Source organism: Microbulbifer aestuariivivens (genome assembly GCF_039545115.1).
Classification (GTDB): Bacteria; Pseudomonadota; Gammaproteobacteria; order Pseudomonadales; family Cellvibrionaceae; genus Microbulbifer; species Microbulbifer aestuariivivens.
The window spans coordinates 53,371-69,464 of the sequence record NZ_BAABRT010000006.1; the positions used below are offsets into that span (position 1 = coordinate 53,371).

Here is a 16,094-nt window from a genome sequence, read left to right on the forward strand (position 1 = left end):
CCATGTCAGCAGAAGCCCTGTTAAAGGAATTGCGCACCCAGTTACCGGCGCAGCGGCTGCTGACGCAGCGGGAGCAGATCGCCCCCTTCGAGTGCGATGCCCTATCTGTTTACTGTGCGCGACCGCAGGCGGTGGTGCTGGCGCAGTGTGAAGCGGATGTCATTGCGGTGGCCAGGGCCTGTCACCGCCACAGGGTACCGCTTGTTACCCGCGGTGCCGGCACCGGCCTCTCCGCCGGCGCCAAGCCGATCGAGTGCGGGGTACTGCTGGTTACCGCGGCGATGAACCGCATCCTTGAACTGGATAGCGAGGCCATGACCGCCCGGGTCGAGCCGGGAGCCGTCAACCTGCAGGTCTCCCGCGCCGCGGCGCCCATGGGACTCTATTACGCTCCCGATCCCTCCTCGCAGATCGCCTGCTCTATCGGCGGCAACGTGGCCGAGAATGCCGGCGGCGTGCACTGCCTCAAATACGGCGTCACGGTGCAGAATGTGGCGGCGCTCAGGGTAGTGACCAGCGAGGGGGAGTTGCTCACCATCGGCGGCCAGTGCCTGGCGCAACCCGGTTACGACCTGCTGGCGCTGATGCACGGTTCCGAGGGCTGTCTCGGTATCATTACCGAAGTGACGGTTAAGCTGACTCCGCTGCCCGCCACCACCCGAACCCTGATGGCGGACTTTGCCTGTGTGCGGGCCGCTTCCGATGCGGTCTCGGCCATCGTGCGCGCGGGCGTGATACCCGCCGCGCTGGAAATGATGGATGCACTGGCGATTTCCGCCACCGAGGCCTTCTGTCACGCCGGTTATGGGCTGGATGCGGCGGCGATTCTGATCATCGACCTGGACGGGCACCCGCGCGAAGTGGAAGCGGAGCTGGAGCTGGTCAAAGGGGTTCTGGGCCGCTCCGGTGCCACGCGGGTGCAGCTTGCCGCTGACGATGCCCAGCGCGCTCTGTGGTGGAAGGGGCGCAAGAGCGCCTTCCCCGCGATTGGCCGCCTGTCGCCGGATTATTACTGTATCGACGGCACCGTGCCCCGCCACCGCATTGGCGATGTGCTCGAGGCGATCCAGTCTTTCGCGCAGAACTATGAGCTGCGGGTGGCGAATGTTTTTCATGCGGGGGACGGCAACCTGCATCCCATCATCATGTTTGACGGCGGCGAGGACGGCGCGCTGGAGCGAGTGGAAAAACTGGCCGCGGATATCCTCGAATACTGTATTGCCGTGGGCGGCACCATTACCGGTGAGCACGGTGTGGGGCTGGAGAAGATCAATCAGATGGCTGTGCAGTTCAGCGATGCGGAGATCAGTCAGTTTATCGCCATCAAGCAAGCGCTGGACCCGCTCAATCTGCTCAACCCGGATAAGCAGATTCCCGAGCTGGCCCGCTGTCAGGAATACCGCGCCTTGAGAGGTTCCCATGGCTGATCTGCCCGCGGCACAGGACCGCAGCAGCGAGCTGCAGCAGCAGGTCCAGGCGGCTTTCGCCGTGCAGCATCCACTGGCTATCCAAGGCTCCGGCAGCCGGGCCGGGTTTGGACTGTCACCTTCAAGACAATATCTGCAACAGCAGCCGCTCGCTGTCGCCGCCCATCGCGGCGTGATCGATTACCAGCCGGACGAACTGGTGATCCGGGCGCGGGCGGGCACCCGTCTGGTGGAGCTGGAGCATTTACTCGCCAGCCACGGCCAGCGCTTTGCGGCGGATATCCCCGTCCCCTCGGCGGAGAGTACTCTCGGCGGCGCCGTCGCCAGTGGCTGGGATGGCCCGGGGCGCTCACTCGGGGTTTCCCTGCGCGATACGGTGCTCGGCTGCCGCCTGATCAACGGGCGCGGCGACATAGTGCATTTTGGTGGCCAGGTGATGAAGAACGTGGCCGGCTACGACCTGTCCCGCTTGCAGGTGGGCGCCCTCGGCACCCTGGGAGTGATTCTCGATGTGGCCCTGCGCCTGGCGCCATTGCCGGAAACACAGGTGAGCCGTTGTTTTGCTGTGCAGCCCGACGAGGTGGACTCCTGGTGGCGCCGCAGCAAGGAGCTGCGCCCGCTGCTCAGTGCCAGCTGTTACCACCGTGGCAGATTACAGCTGCGACTCAGCGGCCGCACGGCGGCGCTGGAGGATCTACTGCCGGCGCTGGGCGGCGAGGCTTCCGATTTCGACTGGCAGGCACTGCGCAACCTCCGCGGTGATTTCTTTAACGGGCGGCAACTGGCCTGCCTGTATGTGCCACCGCGCAGCCGGGTTGACATTGAACAGGGTGAAGTACTGCTGGACTGGGAGGGGGCGCGGCTCTGGGTGAAGGACGGCGATCACCAGCAATTGCAGCACACCGCCAAAGCCGCCAATGGCTTTCTGCGGGTGCTGCGTGGCGATGGGGCTGCGCCGCTGCTTCCCGCCGAGCATTGGCATCGTCGCCTCAGGGGGGCATTGGACCCCGCGGGCATCTTAAATCCGGCAATCTTCCGCGAACAGTTTACCGCCGCAGGAGGGCGCTGATGCAGGTCAGAATCGTCGACGACTTGTTGCACCCGGGGGAGGCCAAGCGCGCTGAAGCGGTGCTGAATGCCTGTGTGCACTGTGGATTTTGCACGGCCACCTGTCCCACTTATCTGCAGGGCGGCAATGAACTGGACAGCCCGCGCGGTCGCATTTACCTGATCAAGGAAATGTTCGAAACCGGCGAAGCTTCCGAGATCACCCGCACCCATCTGGATCGGTGCCTGACCTGCTTGAGCTGTGAAACTACCTGCCCGTCCGGGGTGGAATACCACAAGCTGGTGGCGCTGGGACGGGCCACCAGTGAGCGCCTAGCGCCCCGAAGCCTGGCGCAGAAAAGCCTGCGCTTTTTGCTGCGCAACCTGATGGTGACCCGGGGACTCTTTCCGGCGCTGATTGCCCTCGGCCGACCCTTTGCGGCGCTGCTGCCGGAAACCCTGCGGCGGGTTTATTTTCCCCGGCGCGACAGGCCCGCCGAGTCCCCCGCAGGCAGCCCGAGCGCAGAGCCGGCTGCTAAGACGGCAGTAGCGGCGACAGTTGAGCCGGCAGAACCGGCACCACTGCTGCCCGGCATCGAAGAGGGCAAAGCAGAGGGCAAAACAGAGGGCAAAGTCCTGCTGGTGCGCGGCTGTGTGCAGCCCTCGCTGCGCCCGCAGACCGACGCGGCCTTTGTGCGCATCCTGAAGGCGCTGGCAGTGCCTGTGGAGGAATCCGCGGCAGCGAACTGTTGCGGCGCCGCCAGCTTTCATACCAGCGGCGAAGAGCAGGCCCGGTCACTGGCGCGCACACAGGTGGATTATTGGTGGCAGCGCCTCAGTGAAGAGCCGCTGCGGGCAATCGTGTCCACTGCCAGCGGCTGTGGTGTGCATATCAAGGACTACGCCACAGTGCTGGCGGATGATCCCGAGTACTGTCAGCGGGCGGAGCAGATCGTCAGCCTCGTTCGCGATCCGGTCGAGGTGCTGGAGCAGGTATTTGACCAGCTGCAGGTGTTTGAGCAGGTAGCTGAGCAGGATTTAGAAAAGCACCGGCATTTAAAAAGGGGCCGGAATTTAGAGGCTGGCATAGAGCAGCAGCCCCAGGGAGCCACGGCTGCCGAATCCGCTAGCCGCTTTGTCTTTCACTGCCCCTGCACGCTGCAGCACGGGCAGGGGCTGAGCGGGCGTGTCGAGCAGCTGCTAGGCAGGCTCGGTTTCAAGCTGCCAGCGGTGGAGGATGCCCATCTCTGCTGCGGCTCTGCCGGCACCTATTCGGTGTTGCAGCCGTCCACCGCGCGGGCATTGCGGGCGGAAAAACTCGAGCGCCTGCAGGCTGGCAATCCAAAGGTCATTCTCACAGCGAATATCGGTTGCCAGCTGCACCTGCAGGGCGGCACCGAAACCCCGGTTCGCCACTGGCTGGAAGTTGTCGCTGATCTGCTGGAGGAGGGTGGCCGCAAAAATTCAGTTGCAAGCTAGTGGGCTTGTGGCGGGTTCAAGAGGTTTAAAGAGGGGCTTAAAGAGAGGCTTGAAATGAGGCGGCTGCAGATATTGCCCGCGCTGTGCTGGCCTCTGTGGGAATCAAGCAGCGGGGATTTAAAGCCGCCAACGGGCAATGAAATTCCCGTTGCTGTTTCCAGTCCTGTGATGGCTGTCGCCAGCATTGCAGTTTTCCGTCGTTAAACCCTGCAACCCTGCAACCCTGCAATCCGAGCGGTTGCACATGGGAATCCCTTCCCGCTGATCTGTGGCTCAGACCGGTGCTGCCTCAGCTTGCCAGTTCGGCTTGACCTGCTGTAACGCCGGTCGCAGGAAGCCATTGGCCCCTTGCAGGGCACGCTCGGCCGCGCCGCGGTCGAGACCGCTCAGGATCATCATGATGGCCAGCTTGGCGTTGTGGTCGCACTGCCCCAGCACCTGATCCGCCTCTTCCAGACTGGCTCCGGTCGCTTCCATCACGATGCGTCGAGTGCGGCCGATTAGTTTTGCGTTGGTTGCCTTCACGTCCACCATCAGGTTGTAGAAACTTTTACCGAGGCGGATCATGCTGGCGGTGGTCAACATATTGAGCACCAGTTTTTGCGCGGTTCCCGCTTTCATGCGGGTGGAGCCGGTGAGGATTTCCGGGCCGACTTCCGGCAGGATGGCGATATCCGCTTCATCGGCGATTGCCGCGGTCCGGTTGCAGGACAGGGCGACCGTGGCGCAACCCAGCTTGCGCGCATAGCGGAGACCGCCAATCACATAGGGGGTGCGGCCGCTGGCGGCGATACCGACCACCACATCTTTATCGCTCAGCTGGATTTTCTGCAGGTCTGTGGCGCCCAGTTCGGGGTTATCCTCCGCGCCTTCCTGGGCCCGGTACACCGCATCGGCGCCACCGGCGATCAGTGCTACCACCATGTCCTCGCCGACACCGTAGGTGGGAGGGCATTCCACGGCGTCGAGAATCCCCAGGCGGCCACTGGTGCCGGCACCCATATAGACGAGCCTGCCCCCGGATTTGAACGCCTCGACAATTTTCTCCACCGCCTCGGCCACCTGCGGCAGAACACGGTCCACCGCGACGGGGACTTCGCGATCCGCCGTATTGATTTTTTCCAGAATGGCCTCGGTGGGCAGCAGATCGATATCCTGCGTGTCCGGGTTGCGCGCCTCGCTGGTGAGGCGGCTCAGCTCCTGAATCAGGTCTTGGTTCATCATCAATTTCCAGTGTTTGGGCAATGCGGGTGATTAAGCCTGTTATAACGCCGGCGTAATCAAACCCAAATTCGCCCGTTTGCCACGGTTTCCTGGAAACTCTGGCTCCAGGATCCTTCCTTTTGAGATCTTTCGCCTAGTTTCAGGCGAGGCTCGCGCTGCTGGTGTCGCCCCGCGCCATAATGCAGGCGCCGTCGAGGGCGTTGCCGAGCGGCGCGGTCAGCCGCTCCTGCAGGTCCTCTGAAAGATAGGGCACCAGTGTGTCGGCGAGTCCGCCCAGCAATGCCAGCGGCAGTGGCTCGGCTGCGGATGCGGCGCGAATCAGGCGCTCAACCTCCGCGGTGGTACTGCCGACAATGTCCCGCGCCAGCGGGCAGTCGGGCAGGTGGGAAAACACCAGCGGAGCCAGTGATGCGTATTCCCGTGAGCCGGCCTTCTGTAACCAGTTGAGGATCGGGGCGCGGTGCTGGCCCACCTCCGCCATTACCTGCTGGCACAGCGGTGTCTGCGGGACACCGTGCATATCCAGCTCCCAGAGGAGTGCGCGCACGGCGCTTTTGCCGATAGCCGCGCCGCTGCCCTCATCGCCAACCGCCAGCCCCCAGCCACCGAACTGCCGGATTTGGCCATCGCTGGCCAGCCGCATCACCACTGACCCGGTACCGATGGCGGCCATCACCAGTGGATTGCCGCCACCGGCACCGATCAGTGAAGTGAGCGCGTCGGAGGTGACGGTGACCCGGGCGAAGCCGAGAGATTCGAGGGCTGCGGTGAGCTTCGCCGCTGCCGCGGGGTTACCGGCGCCTGCAACCCCGCATACCAGACGGGTGCGCGCCGCGCTCAGGCGTGAGTGGGACAGCAGTTCATGGCAGAGCCCCATCACAGTGCTGATGGCGCCGCTGGTGTCCTGGGTGAGGGAGCTGGGGCCGGCGCGCAGCTCCAGCGGGGGCACCCCGGGGCCACTGATACGCCCCAGGGTCTTGGTGCCGCCGCCATCGATGCCCAGAAAGCAGTCGCTCATGCGCGCACTTCCTCTGGCGCCTCATCGGACAGCTGTGGCGAGGGCCTGCCGAGACAGCAGATGGAGAAGGCAATGGTGGTGCCCAGACACAGCTGCCACGGGAAGGCCAGTGTCAGAGGGTCTTCGTTGCCGGTCAGCATGGTGATCATCCACGGCTGCAGCAGCAGGGTAACCACGAAACCGCTGACCAGGGCCAGGGTGACACTCAGGCCATTGCCCCGCCGGGTAAAGAGAACGGTAAAGAAAACCCCCAGCAGTCCGGAGTAGGCGAACACCATCACCGACAGGGCAAAGGTAATCAGTGGCAGATCGCTGATCTGCTGCCAGTAGAAGCACAGGATGGCCATGGCGCTGAGGGTTGCGGCGATCAGCGCCATGGCGCTGCGGCCGGCGACCACGAAATGATGGGCGGGTTTGCTGATGCCGCGCTTTTCAAGCCAGTTGCGGTAGAGGTCTTCGGTGAGCACGCTGGCCATGGAGTTGAGGCTGGAATTGAGCGTGGAAAGCGCAGCGGCAATCACGCCGATGGTGACCAGGCCGCGCAGCCCCGCCGGCATCTCATTGAGCACATAGTGCATGAATACGGTGACGTCGCCGCCAGAGGGGGAGGACACCTCGGCGCTGCCCATCAGTTCCGGTACCTGATAGAAGATATACAGCAGTAGGCCGATTCCCATGAAAATGGCCATCACCGGCGCCACCATCACCACCGACAGCAGCATGGCCCGGGCGCCGTCGCGTGGCGTCTTGCAGGTGAGAAGCCGCTGGGTCACATCCTGGTCCAGCCCGAAAGCGGCGATGTTCAGCAGCACAAAGCCGGTGAAAGTGGCCCACAGGTTGAATGGGTCCTGCAGGTTCCAGCCGGTATCCACGATGGCGAGTTTTGAACCGCTGCCATCCGCCGGGCTCTGCAGGGCGGAAACGATTGCCGACAGGTCGGCGGGTATTTGCCAGAACAGCACGCCCACCACCGCGATGGCGGCACTGACGTAGACGATACATTGCAGTACATCACTCTGGATTACGGAGCGGACGCCGCCGACCAGCGTCTGCAACAGGCCGGCAGCGGTCAAGACCAGAACAGCCAGCACCACATGGTTCGCGTCGATATCCTGAAAAAGAATCATCGAGACCGCGATGGCGGCCATATAAAGGCGGGCGCCACTGGCGAATACCCGCCCGAGCAGATACATGGCTCCGGCTTTCTGCTTTGCGCCCTCGCCAAAACGGCTCTGCAGTAATTCGTAGACGGTGGTGACACGCTGGGCGTAAAAGCGCGGAATCAGGTGCCGGGCAACCAGAAACGCGGCCAGAATAGCGCCGAGATTGGTGAACAGGTAAGTGAGATCCCCGCGATAACCCAGGTCCGGGCCACCGAGGAATGTGGCGGCAGATTGGGTGGTTGCCAGAGTCGAGATGGCCACCATCCACATGGGCATGCTGTTGTGGGCGAGAAAATAGTCGCGGCTGTCTGCGGACCGGCTGCGGCTGAAGTACCAGCCACTGCCAACGAGGATGGCTCCGTAAAGTGCAAAAATTGCCCAGTCGAGCCCTGTGAACTGCAATTCCATCAATGCCCACCCGTTGTTATTCTGAACCGCGCCGGCGGCGCCAGTACTCAATTATTCCTAATATTTACCCATATTGGTATCATTTATTCCTGCGCGGGGCAAAATGGTTTGCTATCGGCGGGGCCTATTGCCGTCGTCCGCGTCATTCAACTAGCGGTAAAAAGGGCGAGGTGGGCGTTTTTTTACAGGGAAACACTATGGGCTCCATTGCCAAAATTCGCGCCATGCGCGATTCGATGTCCAATCACGAACGGCGTATCGCGGATTTTCTGCTGGAAAATGTCGAGGAGATTCGCGGGCGCTCCTCCAAGGCCCTGGCGGATCGGATCGGCGTCTCCCAGTCCAGCGTGGTCAAATTCAGTCAGAAGCTGGGTTACCGCGGCTACTCAGACCTGAAGTTGGCGCTGAGCGAATCCCTGGCTCGCACAGCGCTGCTGCCAAAGGCGATTCATGGCGATATCGCTATTGGTGATAGCGTCACCACCGTTGCGCAAAAGCTGATTGCCCGCAAAACGGTTTCCCTGAATGAGAGCCTGGCGGTCAATCCCGAGGAGCAACTGCTGAAGGCGGTGGCGCTGCTGGCCGGCGCCGGGCGTATCCTGATGGCGGGGGTGGGGGCATCCTCGCTGGTGGGTAAGGATCTGGCCTTCAAACTGATGAAGCTGGGCAAGCCGGTGCTGGTGGAGAGCGATACCCACGTGCAAATGGCCAACGCTGCCACACTGGGCGCGGGCGACGTCATCTTTGCAATCTCCGAATCCGGTCAGACCCGGGAGGTGTTGCGGGTGGCGGAGACCGGCCTGGCCCAGGGCGCCGAGGTGGTATCCCTGACCAGCTTTTCCCGCAATCCCCTGGAGGGGCTGGCGGGCGTCAGCCTTTTCTGTGTCGCCGATGAGGCGGGAACCCGCAGCTCCTCGATTCTGGCCCGCACCGCTCAGTTAATGGTCACCGACCTTTTATTCCTGTTGATCTCGCAGCGTGATGAAAAGGCCAAGGAGCTGTTTGAGCGCAGCCGCGAGGCGGTGGCGGTGTTTCGCGAGCAAGACCACTCGTACAAATCCCGCAATGGCTGATTTGAGCATTTTGGCCATTTGAAAGGTTTACCCGCTTTCTACGCCGAATCTCTCCGCCTGGTCGTTCAACCTCCGTTCTGCTTGTGACGGCTACCTGTATCTGTGCACATGCTGAGGCCGCTGGTCGCCCTGTGGGACTGGGGCGCTCACCATTCGTTCAGGAATAATAGATTCCCATGCGCCGGCTGCTTTTTAACCGGCACTTCTCGTCGAGCCGTCGAGCCGCCGAGCCGCCGAGGCTGGGCGGGAGTGACAGGGGGCTGTGGTTAACAGGATGGAATCAGCGTCACTGGCGGCGCCGGGAGGAAAGAGACGCAAGTGCTTGCTATGCTGGATTTACAGGCAGGTTGAAATGCGAGTGTGGTTATGCGGTGGTTACTGGCGTTGGTGTTCTGCTTGCCGGTCAGCATTTTCGCCCTCTCGGACGAAAAAGAGGCGACGCAAGAGGCCGGTGGTGGCTCCAGCCCCTATCTCTCCTTCTGCCAGAAGCGTTTCTATGAAGAGAAGGAGGGCCGGCTGCTCTGCAACTGGGCGGTCAACTTTAACTTCGCCTGCTTTGTTTCCTACCCCTCGAACAAGGTCATTCAGGCGGGTGCGAAGATATCCGACCCGCAGGTGGTCGGGAAATGCGATAACGGCGAGCCGATCATCAAGCTCTTCCACTACTGAAGCTTATTTCCCCCAAGCCTCCTCAAGTTTTTTTCTGGTTGCTCTCTCTGAAGCTCCTTGCTCTCGCTGCGGGGTTGGCTTTCTCTTCTTCCGTGCCGGCCCTGCACCGCCGGGAAATTGAGGGGCTTGTGATTCCTTCATCCCTTCATCCCTTCATCCCCTCATTTCTTCATTCCCTCACCCCACAGCTCCATTATCCCGTTACCCCGTCATTGTTTGGCCCTTCACTCCTTGTGACGGGCTGCCCGGACATTCATTCCGCCAGCGCGACCGGGGCTTCTCTCTGTTCCTGAAGATGACTCGATACCGGGGCGCTGGCAGTATAATGCGTCCACTTTGATTGGCGGCTGGGCGGGAGCGGTATCATGCGGAACACAGGTGCAGCCGGCGAGGCTGCGAAAAAATCAGACAGGTCGGAGCAGTCCGCGATGTTGTTGCGAGTACTGGGCGAGCAGTTGCGGCGCCTGCGTTTAGCGGAAAACTGTTCACAGGAAGAGCTTGCCTGTGCGAGCGGTATCGGCATGAGCACTCTGAAACGGCTTGAAGGCGGCCGGGGCTGCCACCTGTCTTCACTGGCTGACGTGCTGGTGCAGCTCGGGCTTGCGGACCCGTTGCTGGATTTTTTCCAGGAGCAGGTGCGGGAAGCGCAAGCCGCCGATACCTCCCGGCGCCGTGCCTCCAGGTCCAGAGCCTCTTCACCGGAATGATCAGCGGGTTGTCGGGCTCGCAGGCCCGGTGCTACCGGAAATCTGAGGCTGGCGATAACTTTATCCGCAGCGCTGAAGCTGATTTTGAAATGGAAATAGTGACAGGAAATCCAATATGGCAACCGTAACGGCTTTTTATGCGGCGCTCTGCGCGCTGCTGATTCTGGCTCTGGCATTTCGAGTGGTGCGGTTTCGCCGCACGGCAAAGGTCGGGCTCGGCAGTGGCGGCAAGCACGCGGCCAATATTCTTATCCGGGCTCACGCCAATGCCGTGGAGTATGTGCCGCTGGCGCTGCTGCTGTTACTGCTGGCGGAACTCAATGGCCTGGCGGCGAGCTGGCTGCATGTACTGGGAGGTACCCTGGTCATCGCGCGGCTTTTGCATGTTGTTGGTCTGAGCGCGGGGAAGGGTGGGTATCACCCCGGCCGTTTCTGGGGCACGGCATTGACCTGGGCGGTGATCCTGGTGTTGGCGCTGGTGCTGCTTGTGGAGACTTTCCGTGCGCTCAGTTTCTAGCGCTTTTATTGCCTGTCTGTCGCAATAATAAAAAAAGCCCGGCAGGGCCGGGCGGAGTACAGGGATGGTAAGCGGTCAGTGGTTGTTACAGGTTCGCTGCCAGGGGGGTCACGCTGCCCTCATGAGATGACATTTCGTCATTGCGCTGAACTGGTGCCTCATCTTCCTCCAGCAGCGCTTCCGGCTTGCCCTTGCAGGCTTTAGCCAGTACTTCGCGGCGCTTGGCCAGCAGTAAGCCGATCTCCTCGCCCATGGCTTCACTGAGGCCATCCACGTGGCGTTCGATCAGGGAAGTGATGTTGGCGGCGAGTTCCAGCATCTTGTCGTGTTCTTCGGCATCTTTTTTGTTGTCGAACATTGCTCCGTCTCTATCGCATTTCCATACAGCTACTACGGCCATGGTTGCCTCCGGTTTTTTTGAAGCCAGTTGGTTATATGTATGGGTGTACAGTAATTGGATGGATGTACAGTGTCAAGCGCCGTTCGCTGTGATGTGCCGGATGAGGAGGGTTTGGCTGCTGGGGCGTCGCTTTTTTGCAGGGAGCGTGGCTGATCAGGCGGGCTGTGAGTGTGGGCTGTGAGTGAGGGCTGTGACGGTGGGCTGTGACGGTGGGCTGTGACGGTGGGCTGTGAGGGTGGGCTGTGAGGGGGTCGCGGGTACTGCTTTTAGGTGATCTGTCGATCGATCAGTGTCTCTCTCAACGCTCTCTCAACGCTCTCTCAACGCTCTCTCAACGCTCTTTCAGAGCCTCTCGGTGCCTCTCAGGGCCTCTCTCGCACGGCGGCTCTGCACGGTCTGGCCGGGGATCGCTTAAGGACCTTTATCAAAGTTTTCTCTGTGGGATTTGTCGCGTGTTGGCGGCAACTATATATGGGCCCGCTGTGTGGCCGATATAGTGCCGGTTAGCTCTGTGCTTATCTCTGCCTTTATCGCTGCTCTTATTACGGCACTTATGTGACATTCAGGAGTGTAGGGTTACAGGCTCAAAACCAGTCGCGCCGCGAGTGCCAGCAGCAATACGCCAAACAGCTGCTGCAGCCGGTGTGCGGTGGTTGCGCCCAGCCATCCGCGACCATTGCCCAGCGTCACAAAGGCTGTGATGAGTGCATACCAGGCGGCGTCGATACCAGCGGCCAGGCCCGCCATTGCCAGTCTTGTGGTCAGTTCCTGTTCGACAGAGACGAACTGGCTGAACAGTGCGGTGAAGAATATCGCCACCTTGGGATTGAAGAACGCGATGCCGAAGCCCTGCAAGGCTGCGCGGCGGACAGAGATGGGTTCAACCGCTTTCTGCGAATCACTGGTGCTGCCCGGGGCTGGTGCGCGCAGGGCTTTCCAGCCGAGGTACAGCAGCATGGCGGCACCGGCCCACTGCAGCAGGGAAAAAATCAGCGGTGTATGGGTAACGAGTACCGCCAGGCCGAAAGCGGTGAGGCCCGCGTAGAGGGCAACGGCCGCGCCGTGGGCGATGGCGCTGGCCAGCCCCTGGCGCGGGCCAGCCGCCGCGCAGCGCAATATGATCAGCAGGCTCGGTCCCGGGCTCATTGCGCCCAAGGCACAAATACCCGCCAGTGACAGCCAGGAAAGAAAATCCATCAGAAGCCGCCCCCCTGGTTCAGCCAGGCTTGCTCTGCGGCGGTGGTTGCGCGGCCGAGAGCGGCATTGCGATGGGGGAAGCGTCCGAATTCGTCGATGACTTTCTGATGGGCGAGGGCGTATTGATAGAAGCTTTCAGTTTGTGCGGCCTGAGCAGACTGGCTGGCGTCGGTAGTGGCATCGCTGCTGCCAGCGGTGGTGCAGTCAGTGGTAATAGCAACGTAGTCATCACGCAGGCGCTTGAAGTAGTCCACCGAGCGGCGCTGAATCTGCGCCCGCTCGTCGTGCTCCAGCGGAAGGCCCAGAAATGCCCGCTGGGATAGGCCCAGTTTGCGATCATCCCCTCGATCAATCGCCGCAAGGGCCACTTCCAGAGCCAGGGCGTCGCCGGCGAATGCACGCGCCGTGCCGCGGTAAATATTGCGGGTGAACTGGTCGCACACCAGCACAAGCGCCAGTTCGCCCATTAAGGTGTCCCGCCAGTCATTCAGTTTCCCAGCCAGCGCCGACTCCACCAGGTGGCCGAAGCGTTGTTCGATTTCGCTATCGAAGGCTTCACTGCGGGCAAACCATCGCTGTCGCAGTGACTTGTCTGAGGTGGCCTGCAACTGCTCGCTGCCGAACCAGAATTTCAGGACTTCTGCGGGCTGGCTCATGGCTTCTCCCAATTTTTTTACCGCTGCTGCATCCAAATGGTGATGTGGCCACATCTTACTGTTGTACGAGGAAATCAGCTAGGAGCCCAAGCCATGAAAAGCAATGAGACAGGAAGTTTTAACAAGGTACAATTTTGTGCCGCGCTGGCCCTTCTTGTGGCGGCGTTGCAGGTTGCGGCCACTGAGCTGTCCATCCCCATGGACAAGGTGGAGCGAGAGCTTGCGGAGAAAACCGAGGAGATTTTCTCGCGCAAACACAATGCCTGCCGCCGGGCGCCCAGGGACGAGGGGGTGAGCAAGCCCCGCTTCCCGGTGCGTATCGCCAGCAGCATGGAGGTCAGCGGCGGGGGGCTGGGTTATCCGCTGGGCCTGCCGCTGGTGGCACGGTAATAAGTTCGACAACACGTAATACTGGTTGAGAGCACCATAATGAGAGCGAGAAACAATTATTCTGTCGCAGTCGGTTTCCGGCTGTTTATCGGCCTGCTAATGGCATTGCCGCTGGCTGGCCAGGCCCAGGAAACGCCGCAGTCACCGGCCGGGGTCGAGGCCAGCGAAGCTGTGCAGCGCGAGCGAGAGATGCAGCGCCTTGAGCTGGAAAGCCACGCGCAACAGATCCAGCAAGAGCAGATGGAGAAGCAGGTGCGCATCCTCCGTGGGGGTGACGGCACACTGCGGATTACCACCCGTGACGAGAACGGCGACCGCAGCGAGGTGCAGGTCGATCTTGGCGAGGAGTTTGGCGGCGCGGTGACCCGGCGCATCTACGAAAAACTCGAAAAGCAGGGCATTCTGGATGAAAAGGGGCTGGTGATTGAGGAGTCCCTCAATGGTGTGCCAAAAAATATCCAGATCGGTATCAGCGGTGAGATCGATCGCCATCACGACCGGGAATCCAGAGGCAAGGATGGCGTTGATATGGATTGGCTGATCGCCATTGTCACGGTGCTGGCGGTTTTCGGTACTCCGGTGCTCATCGTCTGGCTGGTTACCCGCAACAGCTACCGCAAAAAGCAGCTGCTGATGGACAACATCAATCGCCTGGTGGCTGAGGGCCGCGATATTCCGCCGGAGCTGCTGGATGCGATGGAGGGCGAGTCGCCGAGCAGGGCCCGTGACCGGGGTTTTACCCAGATCGCCGTTGGTCTCGCCGTGTTTATCTGGTTGACCACCGCCTTTGGTGTGGGTGTCGGCAGTCTGGGGCTGATCCCGCTCTTTATCGGTGTGGCCCGGTTTATCAACTGGAAGCTGGATAACCGCTCCGAAAGCCAGTTGGGTTAAGGGCTGGGAACTATGGACCTCAATGACGAGGAACTGATCCGCAGGATCGTCGAGGATGGGGACCAGCGGGCATATGCCCAGCTGGTCCGCCGCTATCAGTCACAGCTGCGTTTCTCGCTCCGCCAGCTGTGCGATGGCGACCAGGGCCTCGCTGACGATATGGCGCAGGAGGCTTTTATCAAAGCCTACAAAGCGCTGCCTGCGTTTCGCGGTGACGCGCGCTTCAGCACCTGGCTGTACCGCATCGCCTATAACCTTGTCATGAGCCACAAGCGCAAGAACACTCCGGAAGTCAATCAGGAGCTGGTGGATCGCGCCCAGGCGGAGGAGTCGGTTGAGGAGGCCCGGCAGTTGGGTATGGCCCGTGACCTGAATTCCGCCATGGAGGAACTGAGCGAAGCCCAGCGGCAGGCAGTGCACTTGTGTATGCAGCGGGGCTTCTCCCATGAGGAGGCGGCGAGCATTATGAAGTTGCCACTCGGTACGGTAAAATCCCACGTTAATCGCGCGCGAACAAAGCTGCAGACTCTGTTGCAGGCGTGGCGCGAGGAGGCAGTCAGTGGATAGTTTTGATCATAAAACCAGCAGGGCGGCGGGTCTGACAGATTCGCAGCTGACGGGTAACGATCCGGAGTTCGATGCCTGGCTCAGTCGTGAGCTGCGCTTCGATGAACCTTATCTCGATGATGACGGCTTCTGCGAGCAGGTGATGGCGAAACTCCCCGCCCCCTCGAAACGCTCGGAGAAGCGCGCTACCCGTATTCAATACGCCGCTGTGGTTGCCGCTTCCGCCATTGTTGCCTGGCAATTTCCCGTTGACGAAGTGCTGACCGAGGCGGTGCGTCAATCCGTCAGCCTCTACACACTGTTGGGCGCCGGGCTGCTGGCGTCTCTGGTGGCGATGGCAGGGGGTATCCTCGCGGCGCGGCGCTAGCCGTGAGGTATCTTCGCCCTGAGCGTCACTGGGCGAGGGTGTCTTTTATTGCTTCTTATGCTTATGCATAAGCACTGGGCCTGCCACCCTCTGGCGGCCCAGCTTACCTTCTCCGTCTCCGTCTCCGTCTCCGTCTCCTTCTCCTTCCTGTTCATTTTCGCCCGCAATGTACTTTTCCCCACATCTTCACCGCCTGGGCAGCTGATTCCTTACGGGGCTGCTTCCGAATGGGTACTGGAAGTGAGTGCCCGAAGGTTGTGAAGCCCAGGGCGTCTTCTGTTGTCGGATAGCACTCCGGTGAGCGGTCGCAAGTAAGGGGATTAGCGATTGCCGAACTGGTTGAGCGGAATCTCTCCGCGCCGAGTGACCCTGATATTTGGCAGGATCGAGTGGCGCAGGCCGAGCTTGGCCTCCAGTTCATAGGGGACCGAGTTTCGCGGCTTCCCAAGCAGGTCGGCGGCGGCCATCAGCGAGCCAACCAGGCTGGCGGTAGCGTCCAGGGAGATATCCTCCTGGCCATAGGGGGGAACCGGTTTCAGGTCGTTGGCGGTGCCGGTTAGCACCTTGTGCCCCGCCAGGCGCAGTGTGTAGTAAAGACCCGACAGGTTCAGCTGCGAATCGTTGGGGTTGAACACCCGCAGGCGGATGCGAAAGCGCAGCTGGTTGTTGGCTGACGGGAGAGGCTCCAGTGCAACCACCTCTACCTCTGGCTGCTGAAAAGCGGGGGAAAGTGCGGCGCATGCGGTGAGGCCCATGAGCATCAGCAGGTACAGGGGGAGTGCGAACGGCAGACTTCTTGGCATCCATGACCTCCACGGCGGCTTGGCGTAAAATTCTTCTCGGGGTCGGGTTCTTCTGGGTTGTTCCAGGTGAGAACACCGTGAATGACGATAA

18 protein-coding genes are annotated in these 16,094 nt (G+C 61.3%); 11 read left to right on the forward strand and 7 right to left on the reverse strand.

The features are described 5' to 3' along the window. Positions 1–2: 2 nt before the first annotated feature. The 3 genes from ABEA58_RS05020 to ABEA58_RS05030 are packed head-to-tail and all read left to right on the forward strand — an operon-like array spanning position 3 to position 3,953. Entirely contained in the window at positions 3–1,427 is a 1,425-nt protein-coding gene (locus tag ABEA58_RS05020; RefSeq protein WP_345549429.1) for an FAD-linked oxidase C-terminal domain-containing protein, read from the forward strand. Beyond that, positions 1,420–2,496: a glycolate oxidase subunit GlcE gene (gene glcE / locus ABEA58_RS05025; RefSeq protein ID WP_345549431.1), complete on the forward strand. Its 1,077-nt coding sequence runs from the start codon at positions 1,420–1,422 to the stop codon at positions 2,494–2,496. Before ABEA58_RS05020 ends, glcE begins: the two co-directional genes overlap by 8 nt. After that, positions 2,496–3,953: a heterodisulfide reductase-related iron-sulfur binding cluster gene (locus tag ABEA58_RS05030; RefSeq protein WP_345549433.1), complete on the forward strand. Its 1,458-nt coding sequence runs from the start codon at positions 2,496–2,498 to the stop codon at positions 3,951–3,953. The genes glcE and ABEA58_RS05030 overlap by 1 nt, the downstream gene beginning before the upstream one ends. Positions 3,954–4,226: 273 nt before the next feature. On the opposite strand, the gene murQ is transcribed toward ABEA58_RS05030, so the two are convergent. From murQ to ABEA58_RS05045, 3 genes are all read right to left on the reverse strand, one after another. Further along, positions 4,227–5,177: an N-acetylmuramic acid 6-phosphate etherase gene (gene murQ / locus ABEA58_RS05035; RefSeq protein WP_345549435.1), complete on the reverse strand. Its 951-nt coding sequence runs from the start codon at positions 5,175–5,177 to the stop codon at positions 4,227–4,229. Between the two features lie 139 nt (positions 5,178–5,316). Then, positions 5,317–6,195 (reverse strand): glucosamine kinase nucleotide-binding domain-containing protein, encoded by an 879-nt coding sequence (locus ABEA58_RS05040; RefSeq protein ID WP_345549437.1) that lies wholly within the window; start codon positions 6,193–6,195, stop codon positions 5,317–5,319. After that, positions 6,192–7,766, reverse strand: a complete 1,575-nt coding sequence (locus tag ABEA58_RS05045) for a sodium:solute symporter (protein ID WP_345549439.1) — start codon at positions 7,764–7,766, stop codon at positions 6,192–6,194. Before ABEA58_RS05045 ends, ABEA58_RS05040 begins: the two co-directional genes overlap by 4 nt. A 197-nt stretch (positions 7,767–7,963) precedes the next feature. Here ABEA58_RS05045 and ABEA58_RS05050 point away from each other — a divergent pair, with 197 nt between their 5' ends. From ABEA58_RS05050 to ABEA58_RS05065, 4 genes are all read left to right on the forward strand, one after another. Then, the gene (locus ABEA58_RS05050; protein WP_345549440.1) at positions 7,964–8,839 is read left to right on the forward strand and encodes an SIS domain-containing protein; all 876 of its coding nucleotides are present in this window, start codon (positions 7,964–7,966) and stop codon (positions 8,837–8,839) included. 366 nt (positions 8,840–9,205) lie between these two features. Beyond that, positions 9,206–9,508: a hypothetical protein gene (locus ABEA58_RS05055; RefSeq protein ID WP_345549441.1), complete on the forward strand. Its 303-nt coding sequence runs from the start codon at positions 9,206–9,208 to the stop codon at positions 9,506–9,508. A 365-nt stretch (positions 9,509–9,873) separates the two neighbouring features. Continuing rightward, on the forward strand, positions 9,874–10,215 hold the full coding sequence (locus tag ABEA58_RS05060) for a helix-turn-helix domain-containing protein (protein ID WP_345549443.1): 342 nt from the start codon (positions 9,874–9,876) through the stop codon (positions 10,213–10,215). Between the two features lie 115 nt (positions 10,216–10,330). After that, the gene (locus tag ABEA58_RS05065) at positions 10,331–10,732 is read left to right on the forward strand and encodes an MAPEG family protein (RefSeq protein WP_345549444.1); all 402 of its coding nucleotides are present in this window, start codon (positions 10,331–10,333) and stop codon (positions 10,730–10,732) included. A gap of 85 nt (positions 10,733–10,817) precedes the next feature. On the opposite strand, the gene ABEA58_RS05070 is transcribed toward ABEA58_RS05065, so the two are convergent. The 3 genes from ABEA58_RS05070 to ABEA58_RS05080 all read right to left on the reverse strand — a co-directional run bounded on the left by ABEA58_RS05070 (position 10,818) and on the right by ABEA58_RS05080 (position 12,985). After that, positions 10,818–11,132, reverse strand: a complete 315-nt coding sequence (locus ABEA58_RS05070) for a YebG family protein (RefSeq protein WP_345549445.1) — start codon at positions 11,130–11,132, stop codon at positions 10,818–10,820. Between the two features lie 576 nt (positions 11,133–11,708). After that, the gene (locus ABEA58_RS05075; protein WP_345549447.1) at positions 11,709–12,329 is read right to left on the reverse strand and encodes a LysE family translocator; all 621 of its coding nucleotides are present in this window, start codon (positions 12,327–12,329) and stop codon (positions 11,709–11,711) included. Continuing rightward, positions 12,329–12,985, reverse strand: a complete 657-nt coding sequence (locus tag ABEA58_RS05080) for a DUF924 family protein (protein WP_345549448.1) — start codon at positions 12,983–12,985, stop codon at positions 12,329–12,331. Before ABEA58_RS05080 ends, ABEA58_RS05075 begins: the two co-directional genes overlap by 1 nt. A gap of 93 nt (positions 12,986–13,078) precedes the next feature. On the opposite strand from ABEA58_RS05080, the gene ABEA58_RS05085 reads away from it, so the two are divergent. Genes ABEA58_RS05085 through ABEA58_RS05100 form a run of 4 tightly spaced genes read left to right on the forward strand, consistent with a single transcriptional unit; the run spans position 13,079 to position 15,200 of the window. Next, entirely contained in the window at positions 13,079–13,375 is a 297-nt protein-coding gene (locus ABEA58_RS05085; protein ID WP_345549450.1) for a hypothetical protein, read from the forward strand. A 39-nt stretch (positions 13,376–13,414) separates the two neighbouring features. Continuing rightward, positions 13,415–14,266: a DUF6249 domain-containing protein gene (locus ABEA58_RS05090; protein ID WP_345549451.1), complete on the forward strand. Its 852-nt coding sequence runs from the start codon at positions 13,415–13,417 to the stop codon at positions 14,264–14,266. Positions 14,267–14,278: 12 nt separating this feature from the next. After that, positions 14,279–14,833 (forward strand): sigma-70 family RNA polymerase sigma factor, encoded by a 555-nt coding sequence (locus ABEA58_RS05095; protein WP_345549452.1) that lies wholly within the window; start codon positions 14,279–14,281, stop codon positions 14,831–14,833. Beyond that, entirely contained in the window at positions 14,826–15,200 is a 375-nt protein-coding gene (locus tag ABEA58_RS05100; protein ID WP_345549454.1) for a hypothetical protein, read from the forward strand. Before ABEA58_RS05095 ends, ABEA58_RS05100 begins: the two co-directional genes overlap by 8 nt. A 320-nt stretch (positions 15,201–15,520) precedes the next feature. Here ABEA58_RS05100 and ABEA58_RS05105 read toward each other — a convergent pair whose 3' ends face one another. Further along, positions 15,521–16,003, reverse strand: coding sequence for an LEA/WHy family protein (locus ABEA58_RS05105; RefSeq protein ID WP_345549456.1), 483 nt, complete (start codon positions 16,001–16,003; stop codon positions 15,521–15,523). Positions 16,004–16,094: the final 91 nt, after the last annotated feature.